The 25,549-nt window shown below is 30.9% G+C and carries 25 protein-coding genes and 1 tRNA gene; 15 read left to right on the top strand and 11 right to left on the bottom strand.

Features of this window, described 5'->3' with window-relative positions:
- Positions 1-115 precede the first annotated feature (115 nt).
- The 3 genes from BVC87_RS11440 to BVC87_RS11450 all read right to left on the bottom strand — a co-directional run bounded on the left by BVC87_RS11440 (position 116) and on the right by BVC87_RS11450 (position 1,757).
- Positions 116-1,195: a hypothetical protein gene (locus tag BVC87_RS11440; protein WP_075342522.1), complete on the bottom strand. Its 1,080-nt coding sequence runs from the start codon at positions 1,193-1,195 to the stop codon at positions 116-118.
- Positions 1,196-1,213: 18 nt separating this feature from the next.
- Positions 1,214-1,447: a hypothetical protein gene (locus BVC87_RS11445; RefSeq protein WP_075342523.1), complete on the bottom strand. Its 234-nt coding sequence runs from the start codon at positions 1,445-1,447 to the stop codon at positions 1,214-1,216.
- Between the two features lie 237 nt (positions 1,448-1,684).
- A tRNA-Phe gene (locus BVC87_RS11450) sits at positions 1,685-1,757 on the bottom strand.
- Positions 1,758-1,857: 100 nt separating this feature from the next.
- Here BVC87_RS11450 and BVC87_RS11455 point away from each other — a divergent pair.
- From BVC87_RS11455 to BVC87_RS11485, 7 genes are all read left to right on the top strand, one after another.
- Positions 1,858-2,589 (top strand): type III pantothenate kinase, encoded by a 732-nt coding sequence (locus BVC87_RS11455; protein ID WP_075342524.1) that lies wholly within the window; start codon positions 1,858-1,860, stop codon positions 2,587-2,589.
- Positions 2,582-3,871, top strand: a complete 1,290-nt coding sequence (locus BVC87_RS11460) for a hypothetical protein (RefSeq protein ID WP_075342525.1) — start codon at positions 2,582-2,584, stop codon at positions 3,869-3,871. Before BVC87_RS11455 ends, BVC87_RS11460 begins: the two co-directional genes overlap by 8 nt.
- 19 nt (positions 3,872-3,890) lie before the next feature.
- The gene (locus BVC87_RS11465; RefSeq protein WP_075342526.1) at positions 3,891-5,207 is read left to right on the top strand and encodes a hypothetical protein; all 1,317 of its coding nucleotides are present in this window, start codon (positions 3,891-3,893) and stop codon (positions 5,205-5,207) included.
- Entirely contained in the window at positions 5,207-5,779 is a 573-nt protein-coding gene (gene lptC, locus BVC87_RS11470) for an LPS export ABC transporter periplasmic protein LptC (RefSeq protein WP_075342527.1), read from the top strand. Before BVC87_RS11465 ends, lptC begins: the two co-directional genes overlap by 1 nt.
- The gene (locus BVC87_RS11475) at positions 5,779-5,979 is read left to right on the top strand and encodes a hypothetical protein (RefSeq protein ID WP_075342528.1); all 201 of its coding nucleotides are present in this window, start codon (positions 5,779-5,781) and stop codon (positions 5,977-5,979) included. The genes lptC and BVC87_RS11475 overlap by 1 nt, the downstream gene beginning before the upstream one ends.
- A complete protein-coding gene (locus BVC87_RS11480) occupies positions 5,976-7,268 on the top strand; it encodes a hemolysin family protein (RefSeq protein ID WP_075342529.1) in 1,293 nt (430 codons plus the stop codon). Before BVC87_RS11475 ends, BVC87_RS11480 begins: the two co-directional genes overlap by 4 nt.
- Positions 7,269-7,374: 106 nt before the next feature.
- Positions 7,375-9,486 (top strand): peptidylprolyl isomerase, encoded by a 2,112-nt coding sequence (locus BVC87_RS11485; RefSeq protein WP_075342530.1) that lies wholly within the window; start codon positions 7,375-7,377, stop codon positions 9,484-9,486.
- A gap of 58 nt (positions 9,487-9,544) precedes the next feature.
- Here BVC87_RS11485 and BVC87_RS11490 read toward each other — a convergent pair whose 3' ends face one another.
- On the bottom strand, positions 9,545-11,341 hold the full coding sequence (locus BVC87_RS11490) for a T9SS type A sorting domain-containing protein (RefSeq protein WP_075342531.1): 1,797 nt from the start codon (positions 11,339-11,341) through the stop codon (positions 9,545-9,547).
- Between the two features lie 162 nt (positions 11,342-11,503).
- A complete protein-coding gene (lpdA, locus tag BVC87_RS11495; RefSeq protein WP_075342532.1) occupies positions 11,504-12,904 on the bottom strand; it encodes a dihydrolipoyl dehydrogenase in 1,401 nt (466 codons plus the stop codon).
- Between the two features lie 98 nt (positions 12,905-13,002).
- Here lpdA and BVC87_RS11500 point away from each other — a divergent pair, with 98 nt between their 5' ends.
- Both BVC87_RS11500 and BVC87_RS11505 read left to right on the top strand, forming a co-directional pair.
- A complete protein-coding gene (locus tag BVC87_RS11500; protein WP_075342533.1) occupies positions 13,003-13,473 on the top strand; it encodes a heme-binding domain-containing protein in 471 nt (156 codons plus the stop codon).
- Complete coding sequence (locus BVC87_RS11505; protein ID WP_075342534.1) at positions 13,474-14,706, top strand: glycosyltransferase; 1,233 nt, start codon at positions 13,474-13,476, stop codon at positions 14,704-14,706.
- 53 nt (positions 14,707-14,759) lie between these two features.
- Here BVC87_RS11505 and BVC87_RS11510 read toward each other — a convergent pair whose 3' ends face one another.
- The 4 genes from BVC87_RS11510 to BVC87_RS11525 all read right to left on the bottom strand — a co-directional run bounded on the left by BVC87_RS11510 (position 14,760) and on the right by BVC87_RS11525 (position 19,023).
- The gene (locus BVC87_RS11510; protein WP_075342535.1) at positions 14,760-16,781 is read right to left on the bottom strand and encodes a M3 family metallopeptidase; all 2,022 of its coding nucleotides are present in this window, start codon (positions 16,779-16,781) and stop codon (positions 14,760-14,762) included.
- An 80-nt stretch (positions 16,782-16,861) separates the two neighbouring features.
- The gene (gene purE, locus BVC87_RS11515; RefSeq protein ID WP_075342536.1) at positions 16,862-17,341 is read right to left on the bottom strand and encodes a 5-(carboxyamino)imidazole ribonucleotide mutase; all 480 of its coding nucleotides are present in this window, start codon (positions 17,339-17,341) and stop codon (positions 16,862-16,864) included.
- Positions 17,342-17,373: 32 nt separating this feature from the next.
- Entirely contained in the window at positions 17,374-18,534 is a 1,161-nt protein-coding gene (locus tag BVC87_RS11520; protein ID WP_075342537.1) for a 5-(carboxyamino)imidazole ribonucleotide synthase, read from the bottom strand.
- 63 nt (positions 18,535-18,597) lie between these two features.
- On the bottom strand, positions 18,598-19,023 hold the full coding sequence (locus BVC87_RS11525; RefSeq protein ID WP_075342538.1) for a Rieske (2Fe-2S) protein: 426 nt from the start codon (positions 19,021-19,023) through the stop codon (positions 18,598-18,600).
- Positions 19,024-19,131: 108 nt separating this feature from the next.
- Here BVC87_RS11525 and greA point away from each other — a divergent pair, with 108 nt between their 5' ends.
- Positions 19,132-19,605 (top strand): transcription elongation factor GreA, encoded by a 474-nt coding sequence (gene greA, locus BVC87_RS11530; RefSeq protein WP_075342539.1) that lies wholly within the window; start codon positions 19,132-19,134, stop codon positions 19,603-19,605.
- Positions 19,606-19,695: 90 nt separating this feature from the next.
- On the top strand, positions 19,696-20,088 hold the full coding sequence (locus BVC87_RS11535) for an HIT family protein (RefSeq protein ID WP_075342540.1): 393 nt from the start codon (positions 19,696-19,698) through the stop codon (positions 20,086-20,088).
- Here BVC87_RS11535 and BVC87_RS11540 read toward each other — a convergent pair.
- Positions 20,081-21,241: a sensor histidine kinase gene (locus BVC87_RS11540; protein WP_075342541.1), complete on the bottom strand. Its 1,161-nt coding sequence runs from the start codon at positions 21,239-21,241 to the stop codon at positions 20,081-20,083. The two genes, BVC87_RS11535 and BVC87_RS11540, sit on opposite strands and share 8 nt — an antisense overlap.
- Before the next feature lie 87 nt (positions 21,242-21,328).
- Here BVC87_RS11540 and BVC87_RS11545 point away from each other — a divergent pair, with 87 nt between their 5' ends.
- Both BVC87_RS11545 and BVC87_RS11550 read left to right on the top strand, forming a co-directional pair.
- Positions 21,329-22,192 (top strand): flavin reductase family protein, encoded by an 864-nt coding sequence (locus tag BVC87_RS11545; RefSeq protein WP_075342542.1) that lies wholly within the window; start codon positions 21,329-21,331, stop codon positions 22,190-22,192.
- A 4-nt stretch (positions 22,193-22,196) separates the two neighbouring features.
- Positions 22,197-22,562, top strand: a complete 366-nt coding sequence (locus tag BVC87_RS11550) for a DUF3127 domain-containing protein (protein ID WP_075342543.1) — start codon at positions 22,197-22,199, stop codon at positions 22,560-22,562.
- A gap of 215 nt (positions 22,563-22,777) precedes the next feature.
- On the opposite strand, the gene BVC87_RS11555 is transcribed toward BVC87_RS11550, so the two are convergent.
- Complete coding sequence (locus BVC87_RS11555; protein ID WP_200799184.1) at positions 22,778-23,401, bottom strand: YqaA family protein; 624 nt, start codon at positions 23,399-23,401, stop codon at positions 22,778-22,780.
- A 95-nt stretch (positions 23,402-23,496) separates the two neighbouring features.
- On the opposite strand from BVC87_RS11555, the gene BVC87_RS11560 reads away from it, so the two are divergent.
- Both BVC87_RS11560 and aat read left to right on the top strand, forming a co-directional pair.
- Positions 23,497-24,876 carry a short-chain fatty acid transporter gene (locus tag BVC87_RS11560; protein ID WP_075342545.1) on the top strand — a complete coding sequence of 460 codons (1,380 nt, stop codon included), beginning with the start codon at positions 23,497-23,499 and terminating at the stop codon, positions 24,874-24,876.
- On the top strand, positions 24,877-25,503 hold the full coding sequence (gene aat, locus BVC87_RS11565; RefSeq protein ID WP_075342546.1) for a leucyl/phenylalanyl-tRNA--protein transferase: 627 nt from the start codon (positions 24,877-24,879) through the stop codon (positions 25,501-25,503).
- Positions 25,504-25,549 lie beyond the last annotated feature (46 nt).

Raw genomic sequence — 25,549 nt, forward strand, 5'->3', positions numbered from 1 at the left:
TTAATTAGTAATTTTTGCTCACATACGCTAATGATATTATGCTTATAAAAGTATACTATTGTTCAGCGTATGTTTTTAGGTTTATGGAGTAGTTTTAGTAAGTTTTACAGAGTATTTATATGAATAAACTTAACCTAAATAATAAAAAGAAAAAACCTATTAGTGCTACTTTGTATATAATATCTTCAATACCAATATAGTTGTATTCTTCTTTGAGAATACCAGTTTCACTATCCACCTCTTTATTTTTAATAAAAATATTAGCTAAACTTAAAATTTGAATGACTAACAAGTAGAATAAGATTCTGTGACCATAACTTAACCCTAGAATTTCCTGATAATAAGACCACGTAATTAGATTTGTTTTAAAGATTAGAAATATAGCGATGACAATATTTATAACACTTAACCAGATATTTAAAATTTGAGGAATTTTCGTTTTACGAATATCTTCCCTTTCTTTATATATATAAGTTAAATTTATGTTCACCATTTCCTTGCAGTCCAGTATAAAAATTTGACTTGGAATTATAGGTTTTTTCTCTCCGTTATTGTCATATCTAATAGCATCTCTTAAATATATTTTACTCAGTTTATCACAATTTTCCTGATCTAATTCATAATCCATTATATAGCCAGAATATAGCTTATTTCCATCAGAATTTATCAGAATATCTCCCCACGTAAAAAGGTGTTTTTTTCCTTTTACTTTTAAAGGCCTCATTTTAGGAAATCTCGTATGCTGACTATTAAAAAAATAAAACCAGTAGTTTTTAAATCTGAGTATTTTAAATTTAGTATCTAATCTTAAAATTCTTATTAACCTTCCTGATATTAAACCTAATACAACACTGGAAACATAAAGAAAACCTAAATATGGTGATGCTTTATCATAAATTTTGGTCTTTAAAGGAATTTCATTGTTTTCCGTAAACAAGTGCTCATCAGAAATTATTTTTTTGATGATATCAATAATTTCCCCAAGATCTATATTATTAAAATACGTGTCATATAATAAAGATGTAATAATCAATAATACAAGACCAGGTAATGCAGATATTGCAATTAAAGCAGGAATATTTAGACCTGAATTGAATTGCTTAGAAAACTCATTATAATAATAAAGTCTTCTAAAAATAAGTCCAGGAAATATTATTAAAACAAAAGCTATTAGAAAGCCTATAGAAATATCCATATAGCTTAGAGTGTGGTGTTAGGCAGGTATTTCTTCAGATTTTAGTACTATTAATTCTGAACTTGCAGCATTTTCACTTTTCTTTGAATTTTCAATTAGCTTACTAATTTCTGTTAGTTGTTTTTCATCAGAAAGTATTTCTAATCCTTCCTTAGATATAATATAACTTTCGTCATTATTGAAAATAGAGCTGAAAGAATTCCAAGCTAGATAACCAGCTATTTGATTAAGTTTTTTGGTAAGATTGCTCATTCTATTTGGGGGTGCAATTAAAGAGTCTTAGACTCAGATTAGTATCTTCTTAAAATCAAATATAATTAATTTTTTTTATTTGTTTGCTAAATTATAGATATACAGGTAAATCACTTACTGCTAAATTGAAGCATAAGTTTCGATAAAGGGTATTTTTCCCATTAGTATAAAATAAAGTATATGGATCAGTTAATTTCGTTTCATAAAAAAAGCCCTGAAAAATCAGGGCTTTTGAAGTGGTACCTCCAGGAATCGAACCAGGGACACAAGGATTTTCAGTCCTTTGCTCTACCAACTGAGCTAAGGTACCAGCTTGTTAGCGGATGCAAATATATAACAGTTTTTTGAATTGAACCAAAAAAAAATGTAAAAAATCTATTATAAATTTGCTGCCTTCTGAATTAGGAATAATGGAATTAATAATAGATGTAGGTAATACTCGAGTGAAAGCTGCTGTCTTTGAAAAAGATAGCTTGATAGAGGTTGTGATTTTTCAAAAAGAAAAAATAATTTCTTCAGTAAAAAAAATTTTAAAAAAATATAAAATAAGCAGGGGAATCATCTCCGCAGTTTCTAAATTAAGTGATAATAAGCTTCAAAAATTACATACAATACTAGATTTAGTAGAATTAAATCACGAAACTCCGATTCCATTTATAAATTTATATGCTACACCAAAAACTTTAGGAGTAGATAGAATAGCTTTAGCATCTTTTGCTGCTAGTCAATACTCACATAAAAATGTATTAATAATAGACGCAGGTACCTGCGTAACTTTCGATTTTGTAAATAAAAAAGGAGAATATTTAGGAGGGGCTATCTCCCCAGGATTAAAAATGAGGTATCAATCACTTCATAATTATACGTCTAAATTACCACTTTTAGAATCTAAAACACCTGAAAGTTTTATAGGAAATAATACCCAAGAAAGCATACATTCAGGTATAGTAAACGGAATCTGTAATGAAATAGATGGAGTCATTAATCAATATAAGTATGAGTATCAAGATTTAACAGTTGTTTTAACAGGAGGAGATACGAATTTTTTGGCTATACAATTAAAAAATCACATATTTGCCAATCCAAATTTGGTTTTGGAAGGACTTTATAGAATATTGACTTATAACAGAGCGAATGATTAAGAGACTTTTTATTGTAGTTTTAATAACAATTTCAATAAATATATGGGGGCAAAGAAATAGTTCTTCACCATATTCTTTTTTTGGTATTGGGGAAGATATTAATATTATCACAGTCGAACAAGCCTCAATGGGAGGGATAGGAGTAGCATTGAAAGATTTAAACCATTTAAATTTTATCAACCCAGCTGCAAATGCAGATTTAAGATATGCAACTTATGGATTAGGAGGAGAGTTATCTCTTTTAAATGTATCTAGTGAAACTAGTAGTGAATCTAATAATGCTACAAGTTTACGATATATAGCATTAGGTATTCCCATAGGAAGTAAAGCAGGATTCTCAGCTGGTTTACAACCAGTATCTTCTGTGGGATATGCTTTAAGTAATGAAACCCTAGACACAGATGGAGAAATTACTGAGGTATCAAGATTTGCAGGTAACGGAGGAACAAGTAAATTGTTTGGTAGTTTTGGAATTAATGTGTTAAAAGATTTAGCTGTAGGTATTGAAGCAGGTTTTGTTTTTGGTACTATAGAAAACAATACAATTAATCAGAGAAGAAATGTTTCATTAGCAACTAAATATGAAAAAAGTACTGCAGTTAGAGGGGGGCAATTTAAGATTGGAGCACAGTATAAAAGAAAATTGAAAAACGATTTAGAACTAAATGTAGGGGCTTCTTTTCAATTAGAAAATGAATTAAGATTAAGTGGTAGTGAAAGATTATTTACAATGTCTTTTGGTCAAAGTGGAGTAGAGATACCTAGAGATACACTTTATGATAGGTCTACAGCAGGTACTTTAACTAATCCTCTTAAAACAGTAATAGGAGCTGGTATAGGAAAACAAAATAAATGGTATGCAGGGGTAGATTTAGAGTTTCAAGATGCTTTTGATAACCAAGGAAATATTGTAGAAGGATCAACATATAAATTTGAATCATCAAATAGGTTGTCTTTAGGAGGATATTACATCCCAAAAATAAATTCTATTTCAAGTTACTGGGATAGAGTTACCTATAGAGCTGGTTTGCGATTTGAGAGTACAGGATTATTAGTTGACGGAATAGGTGATGGAAATAATTTTGATTCAATAAACGATTTTGGCATAAATGTTGGTTTTGGTTTACCATTACCAAAACAAATCTCTAATTTGAATTTAGGATTTGAATACGGTCAAAAAGGATCAATAGACAATAATTTAATAAAAGAGAGTTACTTTAATATAAGATTAAGTTTATCTTTGAACGGCCTAAATTGGTTAAAAAAGAGACAAATAGATTAAATAGAATAGAACGATAATTATGAAAAAAATTACGTATTTACTATCAGCTTTAATGGTATTAGCTACAGTATCAGTTAAGGCTCAAGCAAGCCAAGAGTGTAACATTAAGTACAACCTGTTTAAAGGAAACGTTACAACAAAGAAGTATGAAGAAGCAAAACCAGATTTGAATCTGTTAATGACCAATTGCCCAAAGCTTTCTGTTAATATTTACAAGTATGGAGCTAAAGTAGCAGATAAAACTAAAGATGGTGCTCTATACAAAAAAGTATATGAAACAAGGTTAGCTAACTTCCCAAATAAAGGAACAGCTAAAGCACACAGTGACTATGCTACTTTTTTAGCTAAAAATAATTTGGCATCTGACGATGAAATTTTTGCTATTCTGCAAAAAGCCTATGAAATTTCTCCAAAAGATATGGGAGTAAAAAATATTTTCAAATATTTCAAAGGTATTGTAGGAAAATATAAAGATGCGAATCCTCAAAAAGTATTCGATACTTATGATGATGTAATGGAATCTGTAGGAGAAAAATTAGACGATTACAATAAAAAAATAGCACCTTTATTAATTAAAGATTCTTTAAAAACTATTGGAGCAAAAGAAAAGAAAAGATTAAAAGCATATACAATCAATTCTAAAGCTTTAGGTTTAGTAGAAGGTGGATTAGATGCTGAAATTTCTGCAATAGCAACTTGTGAAAGATTGATCCCTATCTATACAAGAGATTACGAAGCGAATAAGGGAAATGGAGTTTGGTTAAGAAGAGCAGTATCAAGAATGTATAACAAAGGTTGTCAAACTGATCCATTATTCGAAAAATTAGCGAAATCTTATGCTGATGTTACACAATCTGCAGATGCATTCAACTTTGTAGCTGGAGTTTTACAGGATAATGGAGATAAAGCAGGAGCTGCTGCAATGAGAAAAAAGGCGTTTGACTTAGAAACTGATCCATTAAAGAAAGCAAGATTAAAGTTAAGAGAAGCACAAGGAACTCGTAACAAATCAAGAGCAAGAGCTTTAGCGTATGAAGCATTAAAGTACAATCCTAATATGGGTAAAGCATACTTATATATTGCAAGTTTATATGCTAAGAGTGCTAACTCTTGTGGAAGCGATGAGTTTGAGAAAAGAATGGTGTATGTAGCGGCATTAAATAAAGCACAAAAAGCACAAAGAGTTGACCCGGGTTCTGGTGCAGGAAGATATATTAAGAGTTATAGAGGAAATATTCCTTCTAAAAAGCTAATCTTCCAAAAAGGTATAGCTCCAGGAAGCTCTCATAGAGTTGGATGTTGGATTGGAGAGTCAGTTCGAGTACCTAGTAAATAATGATTAAAAATCATAACATATATATTAGTAACATTGCTGCCTTTTTTATGGTGGCAATGTTTTTTTCTTGTACAAATGATACTAATAAGGTTAGGGATTTTCTAGCGGATAAAAATTTACCTATTGGTGTTGCTAAAGATGCCTATCATGTATATAAAGATTCAGGGAAAGTAACATCAAAATTGATTACTCCTTTACTCCGAGATTTTTCAAATAGAAAGAATCATCCTTATAATGAATTTCCTAAAGGAATTAAAATTATTACCTATGAAAATGATGGTTTAGATTCTACCACTATTACAGGTAATTATGCATTGTCATATGCTAAAACTAGTGTATCAGAAATTAAGGGAAATGTTGTAGTTTACAATCATACCAATGGTAGAAAACTAGAAACAAATCAACTTTTTTGGGATCAAAGAGAAAAATATTTGTTTACAGAAGATGGCTTTAGAGTTACCAGTACTAAAGATACGATTAATGGTTTTGGTTTTGAATCTAAACAAGACTTATCAAAATGGATATTAAAAGACATTAGCGGTAATGTAGCTGTCAAAAAAGAAGAACTATAATGAATAAAATTTGGAAATATACCCAATATGGGTACTTAGTTGTGGGGATCATTTTTTTAGTAGAAGGTATACTAAAATGGAATTCTGATAAGCAACAAGCTTTTTTAATGTTTGGATTTGCTATATTTATTACCATTATTTTCTTTTTTAAACGTAATTTTAGAAAGAAAATAGAGCAAAGGAATAATCAGCAAAAATGAATTATGAAATTCTAATCATATTTGTATCGATACTTTTTTCAGCTTTTTTCTCGGGAATGGAAATCGCATTTGTATCGGCAAATAAACTACATATTGAGCTAGAAAAAAAAGGAGATGGACTACTATCAAGAATACTAGCTAAAATTACACAAAAATCATCCAGATTTATTACAACCATGTTAGTAGGGAATAACATAGCCCTAGTAATTTATAGTTACTTCATGGGAGAATTATTAATGACATGGTTTAAAACCTTTTTACCTTCAAGCTATATAATAGTGCAAACCTTATTAGAGGATGTACAATTATTAACCCAAACAGTAATTTCTACCATTGTTATACTTATCACAGCAGAGTTTTTACCCAAAGCTTTGTTTAGAGTTTATGCTAATGAAGCTTTAAAGATCTTTGCTATTCCCGCTTATTTCTTTTTCCTGTTATTTTATGTGCTTTCAAGTTTAATTTCTAGGATTTCTGATTTCTTACTTAGAGTGTTTTTTAAAACGAGTGAAATAGAAGCACAAACAGAGTTTAGTAAAGAAGAATTAGGGAACTATATTTCTGAACAATTAGAAACAAGAAAAGAGAATGAAGAAGTAGATTCCGAAATTCAAATCTTTCAAAATGCATTAGAATTTCATAAGGTCAAAGCAAGAGAAATCATGGTGCCTAGAACAGAAATTATGGCAGTAGACCTTCATGAATCGGTAAGTAATTTGAAACAAACATTTATAGAAACAGGATTCTCTAAAATTTTAGTGTATAAAAACTCATTAGATGATATTATAGGTTATGTAAATGCTTTTGAACTTTTTAAAAAGCCTAGAACAATAAAATCAATTTTGTTACCTGTGGAATTTGTTCCAGAATCTATGATTATTAATGATGTGTTAAATGGATTGATTAAGAAAAGGAAAAGTATCGCAATTGTTGTGGATGAGTATGGTGGAACTTCAGGAATTATTACGGTAGAAGATATTGTTGAAGAGTTATTTGGAGAGATAGAAGATGAGCATGACAATCAAGAATTGTTAGAAGAGAAAGTAGGCGAGAAGGAGTTTAATTTTTCTGCACGATTAGAGGTTGACTATTTAAATGAAGAATATAACTTAGAAATTCCGAAGGAAGAAGCTTATGAAACTTTAGGAGGTTTTATTATAAATCATACCGAAAGTATCCCAGAAGAAAATCAAGAAATAGAAATAGATAATTTTAAAGTTGTTATTACTAAAGCGAGCTCAACCAAAATAGATACCATACATTTAAAGGTTGCAACAAAAGAGAATTAAGGTAAGAAAAAAGAGCGAACTAAATCTAGAGCTAAAACCATTAAAAACATTGCATTATTAAATGCGAAATTGTATTTTCGCACACTGTTAATTAAATAAATGAAGTATGGCAATTTTATCTAAGATTAGAGAACGCTCATTGTTCTTAATCGTTATAATAGGTTTAGCATTATTTGCTTTTGTATTAGATCCATCTACACTAGGAGACTTTTTTAATTCAAGTAAAGTTAATGAAGTAGGAGAAGTAAATGGAGAATCAATCTCACGTCAAGAATTTGCGGAAGCATTAGATGCGTATAAAGCACAAACAGGTAATAGATTGTCTGAAATGCAAGCAGCTAAAAATGTTTGGGAAAACTTAGTACGCCAGAAAATTTATGATGCTCAATTAGCTGAAGCAGGAATTACAGTTGGAGAAGCTGATATATTAAATGATCTTTATGATAAAGATTTCGTAAAAAACGATCCTAAATATCAAACTTCAGGAATTTTTGATAAAGATAAATTCAAAGAATTTTTAGCTACTTTAAAAGCAGAAAATGGAGATCAGTGGAAAGCTTGGAGAGATTATATGGCGAGTGTAAAAAGTAATCTCCAAAAATCTACTTATGATAACTTAGTAGCTGCAGGTTTAGGAGCTTCTCTTGAAGAAGGAAAATCAGAATACTTTAATGAAAATACAAAAGTAAGTGCAGATCTAGTATATGTTCCTTATACTGCAGTTGCAGATTCATTAGTTAAAATAACTAAAGGAGATGTTAGAAAATATATCGAAAGTCATGCTTCAGAATATGAGGTAGAAGCTTCTAGAGATATTAGTTTTGTAAAGTTTGATATCAAAGCTACTCCAGAAGATGAAGCAGCAATTCAAACAAGCGTAGCTCAATTAATCGAAGATAATGGTGCAGTTAAAGGGTTAAAATCTACTACTGACTATGCAGTCTTTTTACAAGAAACAGAGTCAGATTTACCATTTAATGATAATATTCAGTTTAAATCTCAAGTTCCTCAAGTAATAGCAGATACGTTATTCACAGGAAATGCAGGAGATGTTTTCGGTCCTTATAAAGATGGAGAATATTTTAAACTATCTAAGATTACAGAAATCATTCAAATGCCAGATTCTGTTCAGGCTAGACATATTTTGATTCCATTTGTTGGTTCAAACTCAGCTACACCAGAAACAAAAGAAACTGAAGAGCAAGCGAAAAAGATTGCTGATAGTTTAGCAAATGTTGTAAAAACAAATAAATCTAAGTTTGCAGATTTAGCTAAAGAGTTTTCAGCAGATAAATCAAATGCAGATAAAGGAGGAGAGTTAGATTGGTTTACGTATACTAGAATGGTTCCTGAGTTTAGAGACTATTCATTCAATAATAAAACAGGAGATGTTGGTGTAGTTAAAACTATGTTTGGTTTCCACGTTATCGATATTCAAGATCAAAAGAATTTCCAAAAAGCATTAAAATTAGCAACATTTGCTCGTAAAATAGAAGCTTCTGAAGCTACAGAAAATGCAGTATATCAAAATGCAGAAACATTTGCGCAAGGATTATCAAGCGGAAAAAGTATAGATGATGTAGCTAAAGAAAAAGAGCTAACAGTTTCACCAGCTGAAGGTTTAAAAGCTTTAGATGAGAATATTCCTACTTTAGGTAGTGAAAGACAAATTATTTCTTGGGCTTTCGCTAAAGATACTGAAGTTGGTAGCTATAAGCGTTTTGATGTTGATGGAGGATATGTTGTAGCTACATTAAAAGGTAAAGCAGCTAAAGGATTAATGTCTGTTGATAAAGCAACTACTAAAGTACGTCCAATCTTATTGAATGAAAAGAAAGCAGAGATGTTGGAAGCTAAATTAAATGCAGCAACTTTAGAAGATATTGCTAAAGAAAATAAACAAACTGTTAGAAAAGTAACAGATGTGAACTTAAAGTCGCCAACAATTTCTGGTGTAGGTTACGAGCCTAAAGTAGTTGGAGCAATGTTAAATGCTAAAGAAAATGAGATTATTAAACCAATAGTAGGAGATAGAGGAGTATATGCTTTTAAGGTTACAGCTAAAACTAAGCCAGCTGATTTACCAAACTACGATACCTACAGAAAGAGAATAGCAAACCAAAGAAGAAACCAAACTTACAACATGTATCAAGCCATTAAAAAAGCTTCTGATATTCAAGATGATTTAGGTGAATCTTTTTATGGTGTAGGACAATAAATAATCAATCAATTGATTAAAAATATAGAGAAAGCCGAGTATAACACTCGGCTTTTTTTTATTGCTTAACTATTTTAAAACTCTTTTTGGAATTATTGTCATTTACAATAAGGATGTAGATACCCTTAGCTAATGAAGAAATTCCTTCCTGTATTATGAGTTTTTGGTTAGAGAATATTACTTTATTTTGTAATTGAAGTTGACCATTTAAATTAAAAATAGAATAAGAAACTTCCTGTCGGCCAGAGTTATTAGAAATTTCAATTTGATCATCAATTATATTAGTTAGTAATGTGTATTCAGGTGCACTTTTAGAGATGTTAATTTGTTTTTTTAAACCTTCTAAAGAAAACTGTCCAACAGTGAATCCTGAGGCTATAGAACGTACAAAAGTTTGATGTTTCCCTGTAACATAAATTGAATATGTGCCGTTTTCAAAATCAGAGGTGTCTAATGTGAAGTTTTTAGCGTTAGAATCTAAGGTGAAAGAATATACAAAGGAATCTCCCTTAATAGTTTCACCGTATAAGTTTCCAGTTTTAGTAATTATAGCATTTACTACTATTTCATCTAAAGAGATATCAGTACGATCAAATCTTATTGAAACAGATTCGTTTTCTTTATTTGTTGCATATTTCATTCTTGGTCCATCAGAATAATGAATAAAAGCAGCGAATCGTGAATTGGCATTCAAGTTTTGAAGCTTTTCAATGGTATAAGAACTTTGGTATTTAGATTGTTCATGTGGAGTCTTTTTATGCTGCAAAGGAATTAACTCAGAGTTATTATTGTAAATTTTGAAATCATTGAGTTCTTTTTCATGAAAAATAGTAACAAGTGTTGGAGTGATACTTTTATTAGCAATAACTTGATCATAACTATTCTCAGAATTTATAATTTGATAATTACTAATAATTTCTCTTTTAGAAATTTCTATAGTACTATTAACCTTTTTTCTAGCAAAAGAGGTGTTTAAATATGGCTTTATAGTATTCCATACATATTGACCTAAAGCTACATCTATATGATCTAATTTGGCCTCTCCTTTATCAAAAATATAACTCGCACCAGGACGTAGAGAGCTGCTGTATGGAGTTACGCCATCATTTGTACCTTGTGCAAGATATAAAATGGAACCACTGGTGAACATTAATGGTGCTAGAATAGTATGACCATTTTTGAAACCAGAAGCGCCTAAAATGATGAATTTTTCTGGTTGATTATTCGATGCATTATCGAAATAAGGCCTAACCACATCTCTACAATAATAGGTAGTAGAAGTAGCACTACCTTCATTTAATCCTGTATTTCTCCATATCCAATTAAACCACCATTGTTGAGAGACATCTGCTAAATAAGTGCCCCAAAATGGAGTACCAAGCGCAATTACTTTTTTTACTTTATCCCTTTTATTATAAAAGAACATCGCAGCTTCTGTTGCTTTTCCACCATTGCTATGAGCAATTATATTTAAGTTGTTTACTTGATATTTATTTGTAATAATATCAATAGATTCGGCTAAGAGCTCTCCATTTACCCACATTCCCTCACCACGAGTCGTAGCAACAAATACAACTTGATATCCATCATTATATACATCTTGATAGAAGGTGTTGTTGGTGAAAAATAACTGATTCAAATCGATATATCCATGATTAAAAAGTAAAATTTCTCCATTATAATTTGGAGGGGTTTTACCATAATGAATAGTAGATTTTAATAAAGGTCCAATAAAGAAAGTACTTAGTTGATCTGGTGCGGGTAGCTGTTTTTCTATAAAACGCTGTGCATAAGAAAAAAATGAGGTAAAGAGGATAAGAGCTAATACTATTAGCTGTTTAAATTTTGATTTCATTAAAAAGGGCTTTTGTGTTAATTTAATTTGTTTGTGATAAAAAATTAGCACAAAAATTATTGAAATCAAAATAAAATACTGTAAAAAATAGACTTTATAAAAATAAGGTATTAAAAAAGGCAACCCAATAGGTTGCCTCTTTAATATATTTTTTTAGGTTGTTTAAGCATTTAAAGGCTTACCATCCCAAGCAGCTTTAGCAGCTTCTTTTACAGCTTCAGAATAAGTTGGGTGTCCATGGCAAATTCTAGCGATATCTTCTGCTGAAGCTCTAAATTCCATAGCAACAGCCATTTCCATAATTAGATCAGCAACTCTAGCTCCAACCATATGAACTCCTAAAACTTCATCGGTATTTTTATCAGCTAAAACTTTTACAAAACCATCAATATCTCCACTAGCACGTGATCTACCTAAAGCACGCATAGAAAATTTACCTGATTTATACTCTATTTTAGCCTCTTTAAGTTCATCTTCAGTTTTTCCAACAGCAGCAACTTCAGGCCATGTATAAATAATTCCAGGAATTAGGTTATAGTCAATATGTGGTTTTTCACCAGCTAAATATTCAGCAACAACTACACCTTCTTCTTCAGCTTTATGCGCTAACATTGCTCCTCTAACAACATCACCTATAGCATAAATGTTAGAAACATTAGTTTGTAAATGATTGTTTACATCTACTTGACCTCTTTCAGTTACTTTAACACCAGCCTTTTCCAGTCCTAAACCATCTGTATATGGTCTACGTCCTACAGCAACTAAACAGTAATCACCAGTGAATACTACTTCCTCTCCTTTTTTATTAGTAGCTTTTACAACAACTTCATCACCTTTTCTTTCCACACCAGTAACTCCATGACTTACATTGAATTTAACTCCTTGTTTCTTTAAAACTTTAGTAAGTTCTTTAGAAACGTCTTTATCCATAGTAGGAGTAATAGTTGGCGCATATTCAACAACGCTTACCTCTGCTCCTAAACGCTTGTATACAGAACCTAATTCTAATCCGATAACCCCACCACCTATTACAATTAAATGTTTAGGAACTTCTTTAAGTTTTAAAGCTTCAGTAGAAGTAATTATACGTTCTTTATCAATAGTAATGAAAGGTAAAGTAGAAGGTTTAGATCCAGTAGCAATAATAATGTTAGTTCCTTCAATGATTTCAGAGCTACCATCGTTTTTAGTAACTTTTACATGTGTTGCATCTTCAAAAGATCCTAATCCTTCATAAACATCAACATTGTTTTTATCCATTAAAAACTTAACTCCTCCAGTAGTTTGTTCTACTACTTTAGCTTTACGGTCAATCATCTTTTGAAAATCAAACTTTGGATTTTCAACAGAAATACCATGCTCTTCGAAATGATGAACAGCATCGTAAAAATGATGAGAAGAATCTAATAAAGCTTTTGAAGGAATACATCCAACATTTAAACAAGTACCACCAAGGGTAGAATATTTTTCAATAATAGCTACTTTTTTACCTAACTGTGACGCTCTAACCGCTGCTATATATCCACCAGGACCAGAACCTATAACGATGATATCGTATTTCATGAGTTGTTTTAATTTTACTACAAAATTACAATTATTTACGAATTAAAAGTGAGTATTACTTATTATTGCTATTTTTAAACGAATAAGTTAGTTATTGTATGAAATTACTTAAAAAAATAGGATGGGTTGCATTGTTGTTATTACTTGCTATTCAATTTATCCCCACTACAAAAAATGAAGGTGAATTAAGCATTCTTGATGTATTTGTAAATGACACAAAACCTTCAAAGGCAGTTCATGATATTTTATCTAAAGCATGTTACGATTGTCATAGTAATACAACATCATATCCCTGGTATCATTCAATAGCCCCAATTAATTTTTGGATGGATCATCATGTTGAAGAAGGAAAGGAACATTTAAACTTATCGGAATGGTCTTCGTATTCAATAAAAAGAAAAGAGCATAAAATGGAAGAATTTTGGGAAGAAGTTGGAGAAAAACACATGCCTATTGATTCTTACACTTGGACACATAGTGAAGCTAAATTAACTGAAGAAGAAATCACGTTAGTAGTAAATTGGGCCAAGGGAGTTCAGGAAAAATATGCTGCTGAAATGCGAAAATAATTGGATAAAAAAGTTTTAATTATAGGTTACGTTTGGGTTGAACCAACTTCTTCTGCAGCTGGAAGCAGGATGTTACAACTTATGAATGTTTTTTTAGAAAACAATTATAAAATTACATTTGCAAGCCCTGCGCAAAAAGGGAATAAAGCGTTAAACTTAGTAGAATTAGGAGTTGATGAAGTACAAATTGAATTGAATTCGTCTTCATTTGATGATTTCATTAGTGATTTAAATCCTCATATTGTGATTTTTGATCGTTTTATGATGGAGGAACAATTTGGATGGAGAGTTGCTGAAAACTGTCCTGATGCGATACGGGTTTTAGATACAGAAGATTTACATTTCTTAAGGAAAATCAGACATCAACAATTAAAAAAAGGAGAAGAATTTTCTAATGAAGCTTTATTGCAATCTGATGATACTAAAAGAGAAATAGCTTCTATTTTACGTTGCGATTTGAGTTTGATTATTTCTACTTATGAAATGGAATTGCTAAAAAATGTTTTTAGTATTAATGAAAATCTATTGCTGTATTTACCTTTTTTACTAGATAAAATAAATCAAGAAGCCGTTGATAGTTGGTATTCTTTTGAAGATAGGAAACATTTTATATTTATAGGAAATTATTTCCATAAGCCTAATGTGGATACTGTTTTACAATTGAAACAAATATGGAAGCGAATCCGAAAAAAGTTGCCTGATGCGGAAATACATATTTATGGAGCTTATCTAACACAACAAATTCAACAATTACATCAACCTAAAGAAGGATTTATAGTAAAAGGATATGCTGTTGATGCTCAAGAAGTAGTACGAAAAGCAAAAGTTGTTTTAGCCCCAATACGGTTTGGAGCAGGAATAAAAGGGAAGCTAACTGAAGCTATGCTGAGCGGAACACCAAGTATTACTACATCAATAGGCGCCGAAGGAATGCATGAAGATTTACCATGGAATGGTTTTGTAGAAGATGATTTAGAGGTTTTTGTAGAAAAAGCAGTAGAAGTATATACTGATAAAAATTTGTGGGAGAAATCACAGCAAAACGGAATAGCAATAATAAATACAATGTATGATAAAGAGAAATTAGCTAAAATTTTTATTCAAGATATTAATACGATTGGTAAAAACTTAGTTAAGCACCGACAAGAAAACTTTTTAGGTAGCTTATTGCAATATCAAACATTACAGGCCACAAAATATATGAGCAAGTGGATAGAAGAGAAGAACAAGTAACAAATTACGAATTATAAACTAAAAGCTCATAATTCGTAATTTATTGTTGATTATTATATAAGTCCAGCACGTTTTAAAAGCGCTTCAGGTTTTGGTTCTTTACCTCTAAAACGCTTATAGAGTTCCATTGGTTTTTCAGTACCACCTTTAGATAATACATGATCTTTAAATTTTGTTGCTATTTCTTTATTAAAAATACCTTCCTCTTTAAAATATTCAAAAGCATCAGCATCTAAAACCTCTGCCCATTTATAAGAATAATATCCAGCTGAATATCCTCCTTGGAAAATATGAGAAAAGGCTGTACTCATACAATTTTCAGGAACATCAGGATATAGCTTCGTGTCTCCAAAAGCTCTTAGTTCAAAATCTTTAACAGAAGTAATTTCAGATGTATTACCTGAATGCCAACTCATGTCTAATAAACCAAAACTTAACTGACGTAACGTTTGCATACCTTCATGAAAGGTAGCAGATTCTTTAATTTTTTCCACATATTCCATAGGAATTGTTTCTCCAGTTTCGTAATGTTTAGCAAACAATTCTAAGGCTTCTTTCTCATAACACCAATTTTCTAAAACTTGACTTGGAAGCTCAACAAAATCCCAAGAAACAGAGGTTCCTGATAAACTTTTATAAGTTGTATTTGCTAACATTCCATGTAATGCATGTCCAAACTCATGAAATAGTGTAGTAACTTCATTAAAAGTTAGTAAAGAAGGTTTAGTCTCAGTAGGTTTAGTAAAGTTACAAACAATGGATACCTGAGGTCTATCATTCAATCCATTTTTGATTTGTTGTGATTTGTAAGAAGTCATCCAAGCACCATTTCTTTTTCCTGGTCTAGGATGGAAATCAGCATAAAAGTGAGAAATAAACGCTCCTTTGGTATTGATAACTTTATATGTTTTTACATCCTCATGGTACTTGTCAATAGTGTCGATTTCCTCAAACTTGAGATCAAACAAACGATTAGCAATTTCAAAAACACCATCAATAACATTTTCTAATTTAAAATATGGTTTTAAAGCTTCCTGGTCTAAATCAAACAATTCCTTTTTTAATTTTTCAGAATAATAAGAACCATCCCATTTTTCTAAACGATCAATACCGTCTAAATTCTTGGCATAGTTTTCTAAATTTTTAAATTCACGTTCGGCAGCAGGCTTTGCTTTTTCTAGTAAGTTATTTAAAAAAGAAAGTACCTTTTCAGGAGATTCAGCCATACGTTCTTCTAATACAAAATGCGCATGAGAATTGTAACCTAACAATTGAGCTCGTTTATGTCTGATTTCAACAATGTTTAATACGATACTCTCGTTATTATTTTTATTGTCTTGAAATCCTTTTTTACCCATGGCAATAGCTAGCTTTTTTCTTAGTTCTCTATTGTCAGCATAAGTCATAAAAGGAATATAGCTAGGGTAGTCTAATGTGAACAACCAACCGTCTTTTTCTTTTTGAGTAGCCAACAATTTAGCAGCTTCTTTTGCTCCTTCTGGAAGTCCGGATAAATCTTCTTCATTGGTAATCAACATTTCGAAAGTATTGGTGTCTGCCAATACGTTTTCTCCAAACTGAAGTGATAATTTGGCTAATTCAGTATCGAACTTTCGTAATTCGTTTTTATCACTATCACTCAAGTTAGCACCATTTCTTGAAAAACGTTTGTATTGCTTATCTAAAAGCATAGATTGTTCAGGAGTAAGTGTAAGAGTGTTTTTTTGATCATAAACGGCTTTAACTTTTTTGAATAAGGATTCGTTTAAAATCATATCATTTTTAAATTCACTTAACCAAGGAGAAATTTCTTTTGCTATTTTTTGGATTTCTTCATTAGTTTCAGCAGAATTTAAATTGAAAAAAATAGGTGTAATTCGACCTAGCTTTTCTCCTACATTACTTAAAGCAACAGTTGTATTTTCAAACGTCGGTTTAGCAGTAGCATTAACAATAGCATCGATTTCTTCTTTAGCAATTTCAATAGCTTTTTTAATCGCTACTTTATAATGTTCCTCTTTTATAGACTGGAAAGGAGGAGTATCAAATTCTTGTAATAATGGGTTCTTTGTCATTGAATAATAATTTAAAAACCTACAAAACCTCACTGATGAATGATCTGTGAGGTTTTGTATTTTATGTAGTACTAAGATACTTATTTTTTTACTCTTTCAGAGGCCTTTTCTACTTTAAGTTTTAAGCCTTCTTTATAAGCAATTATTTTATCTAAAACACATTTATCTGAAGCACCAATAATTTGAGCGGCTAAAATTCCAGCATTTTTAGCACCATCTAAAGCCACAGTTGCTACAGGTACACCTCCAGGCATTTGTAAAATAGATAGTACAGAATCCCATCCATCAATAGAGTTTCTACTTTTTACAGGAACTCCAATGACAGGTAACGGGCTCATACTAGCTACCATTCCTGGTAAATGAGCAGCACCACCAGCACCAGCAATAATTACTTGTACTCCTCTTTTATGTGCATTTGTAGCATAGTCAAATAGTTTTTCTGGAGTTCTATGAGCAGAAACAATATCTACTTCTATTTGAATATCCATACTTTCTAAAACATCGATTGCTTCTTGCATGATTGGAAGATCAGAATCACTTCCCATTATAATTCCTACCATATTATTTTATCAATTATTAATTATTGGTTTGATTATAGTTTACTTATAACTCTAACAGTTTCTTTTACCTTTTGAGCAATTTCTCTAGCTTTACTCACATCTTTATTTACAATAGTAACATGTCCCATTTTACGAAAAGGTTTAGTAATTTTTTTCCCATATAAATGTGGGGTAACTCCATCGATGTTCATAATTTCTTCTATATTTTCATAAATCACTTCTCCTGTATGACCTTCAGCACCAACTAAATTTACCATAATTCCGGCTAGTTTACTTTCAGTACTTCCTAAAGGAAAATTTAAAATACTACGTAAATGCTGTTCAAACTGACTTGTGTAACTACCTTCAATACTATAATGTCCTGAATTATGAGTTCTTGGTGCTACTTCATTAACTAAAATTTCATCATTTTGAGTTTGAAACATTTCAACTGCTAATAACCCAACAAAATCAAAAGTATCTGCAACTTGTAAAGCTACTTGTCTAGCTTTTTTAGCTACAGTTTCATCTATTCTAGCAGGGCAAATTACATATTCTACCTGATTGGCTTCAGGATGAAATTCCATTTCTACTACAGGATATGTCTCTATATCACCTTTTAAATTTCTAGCTACAATTACTGCTAACTCGTTTTTAAAAGGAATCATTTGTTCAGCTATACATTCTCCTTCTGGTAAGTTTTCGAGATCGCTATAGTTTTTTACTACTTTTACGCCATTACCATCGTAACCAAAACGAGCAGATTTCCATACAAAAGGAAAATCAACCATATCATTTTCATAAGCATGTTTTAGTTCATCTATGTAAGCATAGTGTGTGAAATCAGCTGTAGGAATATTATTTTCCTTATAAAACTGCTTTTGCTTCGCTTTATTCTGAATGATTCTAAGATTACTAGGTTTAGGGTAAATGGGTAATCCTTCATCTTCTAGTCTATCTAAAGCATCTATATTGACGTTTTCTATTTCAATAGTCAATAAGTCTACTTTTTTTCCAAAATTGTAAACCGTATCAAAGTCTAGTAAATCACCTTGATGAAATTCATTACATATTTGTGCACAAGGTGCATCTTCAGAAGCATCTAAGATTACTGTATGTATGTCTAATTTTTGGGTTTCGGAAAGTAGCATTCTTCCTAATTGTCCGCCACCTAAAACACCTAATTTAAATTGTGAAGAAAAATAGTTTTGCACGTCTAATCTTTTGTGTTGTTGGCACAAAAGTACTAATCTTAATTGGGTAGATAAATAATTTTTTTAACGTCTTATTTGTAAAACGTTACCTGCTAGTAATGCGGTGTACTCTAAAGCAAAGCAAGAACCATCTCTAATGCATTCTCCATTCTCATCTACAGGACAACCATTTAATGTGCTATACATGTCATTATTGCAAGAACAAACTAAGCGCAAGCCATCAAAAGTCATAGGAGAAGAACAGTTACCATTAGGGCATTCTAAATCAAATGCTTTAAAGCTAGTGTTAGTTCTTCTGATAATTAGAACTCTTCTACCACCAATAGTAGTAATAGTGCTGCCTCCCGGAACTTGAATGTCTATAAATTCAGGATTAGATAAATTTACAGTTTCGTTTAAGAATACACCTAAAAAACAATTGTTAGAATTTATATCATCTGAACAGTTGAGAAGGAGAAAACTAAGCAATAAAAAATATATTTTTTTCATAAAATGAAACTTAAGTAAATAAACTAACGAGGCTAATTTACAAATATTTTGTACATTTGTTAGATGATCTCATTCCTGACGGACTGAGATTTTTTAAATTATAGAGTTATGAGTGACGTTTCATATTACACAGCAGAAGGATTAAAAAAACTTAAAGCTGAGTTAGCACACCTAGAACAGGTGGAAAGACCTAGAGTGTCTCAAGAAATAGCGGATGCTCGCGATAAAGGGGATTTAAGTGAGAATGCAGAATACCATGCGGCTAAAGAAGAGCAATCGTTATTAGAAACCAAAATAGCAAAGTTAAAAAATGTAGTTGCAAGTGCGAGAATTATAGACGAAAGTCAATTAGATACATCTAAAATATTAATTCACTCCATAGTGAAGTTAAAAAATACGACCAATGGTATGGAGTTTACTTATACATTAGTAGCTGATAGTGAGAGTGATGTACGTAATGGTAAATTATCTGTAAACTCACCTATTGGAAAAGGTTTATTAGGTAAAGAAGTAGGAGATGTAGCAGAGATTCAGGTGCCTAATGGATTAATGAAGTTTGAGATCTTAGAGATATCACGTTAAGTTTTAAAAAATAGTAATGTAATCGAGTTTTGATACCTTCAAAACTCGATTGTTTTTTTATTTTTATACGACCAAATACATCTTAAAATCATGGCTAGTATATTCACAAAAATTATAAAAGGAGAAATACCTTCGTATAAAGTAGCAGAAAACGATCAGTTTTATGCTTTTCTAGATATTAACCCGAATGCAAAGGGACATACTTTGGTGGTTCCTAAAAAAGAAGAAAATAAAATTTTTGATCTTTCTGAAGAAGAATATTCAGCATTAATGAACTTTAGTTATAGAGTAGCTAAAGCATTAGAAAAAGCAATTCCATGTGAGCGAATTGGAATGAGTGTTGTTGGTTTAGAAGTGCCTCATGTTCATGTACATTTAATTCCAATTAATTCAATGGCAGATATGCAGTTTATGAAAAAAGAGGAATTATCTTCTGAAGAATTTGTATCATTAGCAGCGCAAATTTCAGCTAATTTTAAGTAGACATACGATTTAAATGAATTTCAAAAGTGGTTCCTTTTCCAATTTCTGATTTTCGTATAAAAATTCGTCCTTTATGGTAGTTTTGAATAATTCGTTTGGATAAAGAAAGTCCTAATCCCCAGCCACGCTTTTTAGAAGTGTAACCTGGTCTGAATACTTTATTAAATTTAGATTTAGGAATTCCTTTACCAGTATCGCTGATTAAGATTTTGATTAGTTCTTCCTCTTTGTCTTCTAGAATTGAAATTCCTATTTTTCCTTTACCCTGAGTAGCATCAATAGCATTTTTGATTAAATTTTCAATAACCCAACCATAAAGTTCATCATTTAAATTGACATTAATGGTATCACTTGAAGTTTCAAAATTGAATTGAATTTGTTTAGAACTTCTGGTTTCTAAATAATCAAAAGTAGTTTTGGTTGTACTGACTATATTTTTTAATTCAAGTTTGGGTAAAGATCCAATTTTAGAAAAACGATTAGCGATAGTACTTAAACGTTGTACATCTTTTTCTATTTCATGCACATATTCAGGATTAATATCTTCAGATCGTAAAATAGCGACCCACCCTAAAAGAGAGGATAATGGTGTGCCTATTTGATGTGCAGTTTCCTTAGCCATACCAGTCCATAATTTATTCTGCTCTGCAATTTTACTAGAATTGAAGAATAAAAGTAAAATAGTTAAGAATAAAGCTAAAACTAAGATTAAAACTATAGGATAGTAGGTTAGTCTTTTTAAAAGATCTGAGTTGTTATAGTAAATGAACTCCTTTCTTCCCAAGTAGTTAATTTCAATTGGCTTGTTCTGCTTTTTCATAATAGCCAATTGTTTTTGTAAGTAAAGATTACTTGAAGCTTTTAAAGGGTCTAAATTATGGTGTTCTATGATAGTTCCATTAATATTCGTTAAAATACAAGGGATTTTATTTTCTCCTAAAGCTTTTATTTCTAGACTCATATCTGCATCTAGATCTGAAGTGTCATTGCCAAAACGCTCAATAGCCATAGCAAAAAGCTCCATTTTTACTCTTTCATCAGTTTTAAACTTTTTGAAAAAGGCATATGTATTCCATAAAATCAATGTTAAAATGGAGAAAGAAGTCAGTAATATGATACGTTTAACCCAGAAAAAATCTTTGAAAAATGTCATTGTTCAAATATAAACTATTCTGAACATTATAACTTAATCCCTAAAAGCATAGTATATTTACACTATAGTTTTTTAAAACAAAATAACATGTTAACCATAAATCCAAAAGAAATTCCTACGGGTAAACTGCATCAGTATTTATTAGGTGCTATTGCACCTAGACCGATTGCTTTTGCTAGTACTATAGATAAAGATGGAAATCCTAATTTATCACCATTTAGCTTTTTCAATGTATTTGGAGCTAATCCACCTATTTTAATCTTTTCACCAGCCAGAAGTGTAAGGAATAATACAACTAAACACACATTAGATAATGCTGAGGAAACAAAAGAAGTAGTAGTTAATGTGGTAAATTATGATATAGTACAGCAAATGTCATTAAGTAGTACTATGTATCCCAAAGGTGTTAATGAATTTGTGAAGTCTGGGCTAACGATGTTAGCATCCGAAGAAGTAAAACCTTTTAGGGTTAAAGAATCTCCCGTGCAATTTGAATGTAAAGTGAACGATATTATTTACACAGGAAAAGAAGGCGGTGCAGGAAATCTGATTGTATGTGAGGTAGTTAAAATGCATATTAAAGAAGAAGTTTTAAACGAAGAAGGACAAATAGATCAATACAAAATAGATTTAGTGTCCAGAGCAGGAGGAAGTTTCTATTCTAGAGCTAGAGATGGTTTCTTTGAAATTCCAAAACCACTTTCTACTTTAGGTATTGGTGTAGATCAATTACCAAATGAGATTAAAAATAGTTCTATTTTAACGGGTAATAATCTGGGAATGTTAGCGAATATAGAAAAGCTACCTACTAGTGAGGTTGTTAATAACTTTAGCGAACAACATCCTGAGTATGTTGGTATATCAGCCGAAAAAAAACATACATTTGCACAACTATATTTAGCAAAGAATGATGTAGAAAGTGCTTGGAAAGTACTTTTAATAAACAGATAACAGTATGGAAGTAATAGGGAAGATTAAAATTATTAACGAAACACAAACCTTTGGTAGCAATGGTTTTAGAAAGAGAGAATTAGTAATAACTACAGATGAGCAATATCCTCAGATGATATTAATTGAATTTATTCAAGATAAATGTGATTTATTGAATAGTTTTCAAGTAGGACAGGATGTGAAAGTTTCTATAAATTTAAGAGGTAGAGAATGGATTAATCCTGAAGGAGTAGCAAAATATTTTAACTCTATTCAAGGATGGAGAATTGAGAATTTACAGCAATCAGCTCCGCAAAACTTACCTCCAACTGATCAGTTTCAACCAGCGCCAGATTTAACGGATAACGAACCTGATGACTTACCGTTCTAGATAATATTTATAATAAAAGATAAGGCCTCACAATATTGTGAGGTTTTTTATTATGAAAAAGCGAAAAATATAGCTTGTATAATGAGGAATGTAAAGTATAAATTTATTATATTTACAATAGTAGTAATCTAGTTGTATTGTACCCCGATTTCTCAATGAAATCTTAAAACCTCTCTTCGGAGAGGTTTTTTGTTAAGTTTACATTAATAATATGATTAGCTTACCACAGAAAAAATGGCCCAAGCATAAATAGCGAATCGTAAAAAACGAAATAATCCAAAAATGATTACATTTTTGATTGGATAACGAATCATTCCTGCAGTTAAACAACTAATAGCAAAAGGAAGTGGAAGTAAGGCTCCTACTAAAATTAAAAGGCCACCCCATTTTTTAGTGTTTTTTAAATGATCTGCCATCTTAACTTCCAAATACTGTTTTATCGATTTTATTTTTAAAGAAGTTTTTCCTAAAAAATAAGCAGTTATACCTCCTAAATATGATAAAACAGCTAGAATAGCTACATTTAATAATGGTGTGGAAGTTTTTTTAGACCAAGCAATAAAAATTTCAGGAGGAACTAAACCTAGTATAGTTTCAGAAATAAAAAATGTGATTAACAAACTAGGTCTAGAAAAAGTTTCGGTCATTTTCTGTAACCCGTCATTAATATTGTAAACATATTTATTAAAAACAAAAACTAAAATAGCAATAACAACTGCTGGCCAGAATGCTTTTTTAATACTTTCCCATATAAACATGTAAAAACCAGTACGCTGATAATAGTTATGTAGTCTTTTTACATGTGGATCTTTATTCTTCTTTGACAGTTTTTTTTTCATATCCGTCTGCATCAAACATTTAAGCGGCAAAAATAGCTACCTTTTTACGAGTACCAAAGTTAAAACTTATTATTTTTACGTACCAAGTCATAATTATGAAGGCGACAAAAATCATAGAAATTATTTTTAAAAAATACATTCCTTCTCCTTTCACTATAGCAGTATTGTTAACACTAGTAACTCTTGTGTTTGCTTTATTTTTTACAAACTCAAATAATGAAACAACCACAGGTTATTTATTTAGAATTTTAGGATTTTGGGAGTCTGAAATATGGAATGCAAATTTACTCGTGTTTGCATATCAAATGATGTTGATTTTAGTGTTAGGACATGTATTAGTTTTAAGTAAGCCAATGAGTACTTTAATTTTAAAAGTTACTAAATACTGTACAACTACAGCAACAAGTGCCGCAATAGTTAGTAGTTTGACAATGCTGGTGTCCTTTTTTAATTGGGGTTTGGGTTTAATTTTTGGAGCTCTTTTGGCTAGAAAAGTTGCAGAAGATGCACAACGGAAAAATATTCAACTTAATTATCCATTAATTGGAGCTTCAGGTTATGTAGGACTAATGGTATGGCATGGTGGGATTTCAGGATCAGCACCAATTAAAATTAATGAATCAGGTCATTTGAAAACTATGATGAAATCGTTGTCAACTAGTACAGATCTAAATAAGTTACCAGAGCTGATTAGTTTTAATGAAACCGTTTTGAGTTGGTGGAACATAGTATTGTTCTTTTTAGTGGTTATTGCAGTGTCTTTGACGTTTTTTATCATTGGAAAAAAAAGTAAGCCAACCCAAATTCAATTAAATATTTATGAAAGGATTAATAATGATTTACCAAAAACAAAAGCTGAACAATTAGATCAATCAAACGCTTTAGCTTTTCTACTCGGAGGAATTATTTTAATTACTTTTTTCTACAGGTACTATGCTAATTTGTTGAGTTTACAAATAACACCAAATCTTATTAATTTTTTTATGTTAGGTTTGGCCATCATTTTACATGGAAATATTAAAAATTTTAGTAAAGCAGTGGGAGAAGCTATTTCAGATGTATCTGGGATTTTAATCCAATTCCCATTGTATTTTGGTATTATGGGAATAATGAAGCATACAGGAATGGTAACATTAATTTCAGATTTTTTCGTTTCAATATCTACAAGTCAAACCTTACCTATATTTACTTTTTTTAGTGCAGGTTTAGTGAATATATTTGTGCCGAGTGGAGGAGGACAATGGGTAGTACAAGGACCAATAGTGTTAGAAAGTGCTTTAAAATTAGGAGTACCATTACCAAAAGCGATTATGGCATTGGCCTATGGAGATCAAATTACTAATATGTTACAACCTTTTTGGGCCTTACCTTTATTAGGAATTACTAAGCTAAAAGCTAAAGAGATTCTACCTTACACCTTAATAGCTATGTTTGTTGGTATGTTTATCTATATTTTAGGATTAATTATTTTATAAATGTTTTATTGGTTAGATGAAAAAATAGAGTTTCCTCCGTATGATGTGGCTTCTAAAGAAGGTATTATAGCTTTAGGAGGAGATTTGTCTACTGAACGTTTAGTTCATGCTTATGAAAAAGGAATTTTCCCTTGGTTTAATGAAGGGGAGCCCATTGTTTGGTATTGTCCAAAAGAACGAATGGTATTATTTCCAGAGGATTTGAAAATCTCCAAATCAATGAAGCAAATTCTTCGAAAAAAAGACTTCACAATAACGATCAATCAATCTTTTCAAGAAGTAATTTTAAACTGCAAACAAAGTTTTAGAAAAGGTCAAGATGGTACTTGGATTACTAATGATATGCAAAAAGCTTATATTAACTTGCATAAAAAAGGATTTGCTACCTCTATTGAAGTATGGAGGAATGATGAATTAGTTGGAGGTTTGTATGGGGTAGATTTAGGGAATAAAGTCTTTTGTGGGGAAAGTATGTTTACAAAAGTTAGCAATATGAGCAAGGTGGCATTTATTTATTTGGTAAAAGAATGCGGGTATCAACTTATCGATTGCCAAGTATATAATGATCATTTGGCAAGTTTAGGTGCAAAAGAGATTTCTAGGGAAGCTTTTTTAAAGTATTTATAGCTGTTTTAGGCTTTTATAGTTAGGCCTGAATTCATTAAAAACAACA

The sequence above is a fragment of the Tenacibaculum agarivorans genome, assembly GCF_001936575.1.
GTDB lineage: Bacteria > Bacteroidota > Bacteroidia > Flavobacteriales > Flavobacteriaceae > Polaribacter > Polaribacter agarivorans.

What these genes read in the sequence shown, in the direction of transcription:
- BVC87_RS11440 (WP_075342522.1), bottom strand. Translation starts at nt 1,195, where the DNA reads ATGGATATTTCTATAGGCTTTCTAATAGCTTTTGTTTTAATAATATTT.
- BVC87_RS11445 (WP_075342523.1), bottom strand. Translation starts at nt 1,447, where the DNA reads ATGAGCAATCTTACCAAAAAACTTAATCAAATAGCTGGTTATCTAGCT.
- BVC87_RS11455 (WP_075342524.1), top strand. Translation starts at nt 1,858, where the DNA reads ATGGAATTAATAATAGATGTAGGTAATACTCGAGTGAAAGCTGCTGTC.
- BVC87_RS11460 (WP_075342525.1), top strand. Translation starts at nt 2,582, where the DNA reads ATGATTAAGAGACTTTTTATTGTAGTTTTAATAACAATTTCAATAAAT.
- BVC87_RS11465 (WP_075342526.1), top strand. Translation starts at nt 3,891, where the DNA reads ATGAAAAAAATTACGTATTTACTATCAGCTTTAATGGTATTAGCTACA.
- lptC (WP_075342527.1), top strand. Translation starts at nt 5,207, where the DNA reads ATGATTAAAAATCATAACATATATATTAGTAACATTGCTGCCTTTTTT.
- BVC87_RS11475 (WP_075342528.1), top strand. Translation starts at nt 5,779, where the DNA reads ATGAATAAAATTTGGAAATATACCCAATATGGGTACTTAGTTGTGGGG.
- BVC87_RS11480 (WP_075342529.1), top strand. Translation starts at nt 5,976, where the DNA reads ATGAATTATGAAATTCTAATCATATTTGTATCGATACTTTTTTCAGCT.
- BVC87_RS11485 (WP_075342530.1), top strand. Translation starts at nt 7,375, where the DNA reads ATGGCAATTTTATCTAAGATTAGAGAACGCTCATTGTTCTTAATCGTT.
- BVC87_RS11490 (WP_075342531.1), bottom strand. Translation starts at nt 11,341, where the DNA reads ATGAAATCAAAATTTAAACAGCTAATAGTATTAGCTCTTATCCTCTTT.
- lpdA (WP_075342532.1), bottom strand. Translation starts at nt 12,904, where the DNA reads ATGAAATACGATATCATCGTTATAGGTTCTGGTCCTGGTGGATATATA.
- BVC87_RS11500 (WP_075342533.1), top strand. Translation starts at nt 13,003, where the DNA reads ATGAAATTACTTAAAAAAATAGGATGGGTTGCATTGTTGTTATTACTT.
- BVC87_RS11510 (WP_075342535.1), bottom strand. Translation starts at nt 16,781, where the DNA reads ATGACAAAGAACCCATTATTACAAGAATTTGATACTCCTCCTTTCCAG.
- purE (WP_075342536.1), bottom strand. Translation starts at nt 17,341, where the DNA reads ATGGTAGGAATTATAATGGGAAGTGATTCTGATCTTCCAATCATGCAA.
- BVC87_RS11525 (WP_075342538.1), bottom strand. Translation starts at nt 19,023, where the DNA reads ATGAAAAAAATATATTTTTTATTGCTTAGTTTTCTCCTTCTCAACTGT.
- greA (WP_075342539.1), top strand. Translation starts at nt 19,132, where the DNA reads ATGAGTGACGTTTCATATTACACAGCAGAAGGATTAAAAAAACTTAAA.
- BVC87_RS11535 (WP_075342540.1), top strand. Translation starts at nt 19,696, where the DNA reads ATGGCTAGTATATTCACAAAAATTATAAAAGGAGAAATACCTTCGTAT.
- BVC87_RS11540 (WP_075342541.1), bottom strand. Translation starts at nt 21,241, where the DNA reads ATGACATTTTTCAAAGATTTTTTCTGGGTTAAACGTATCATATTACTG.
- BVC87_RS11545 (WP_075342542.1), top strand. Translation starts at nt 21,329, where the DNA reads ATGTTAACCATAAATCCAAAAGAAATTCCTACGGGTAAACTGCATCAG.
- BVC87_RS11550 (WP_075342543.1), top strand. Translation starts at nt 22,197, where the DNA reads ATGGAAGTAATAGGGAAGATTAAAATTATTAACGAAACACAAACCTTT.
- BVC87_RS11555 (WP_200799184.1), bottom strand. Translation starts at nt 23,401, where the DNA reads ATGAAAAAAAAACTGTCAAAGAAGAATAAAGATCCACATGTAAAAAGA.
- BVC87_RS11560 (WP_075342545.1), top strand. Translation starts at nt 23,497, where the DNA reads ATGAAGGCGACAAAAATCATAGAAATTATTTTTAAAAAATACATTCCT.
- aat (WP_075342546.1), top strand. Translation starts at nt 24,877, where the DNA reads ATGTTTTATTGGTTAGATGAAAAAATAGAGTTTCCTCCGTATGATGTG.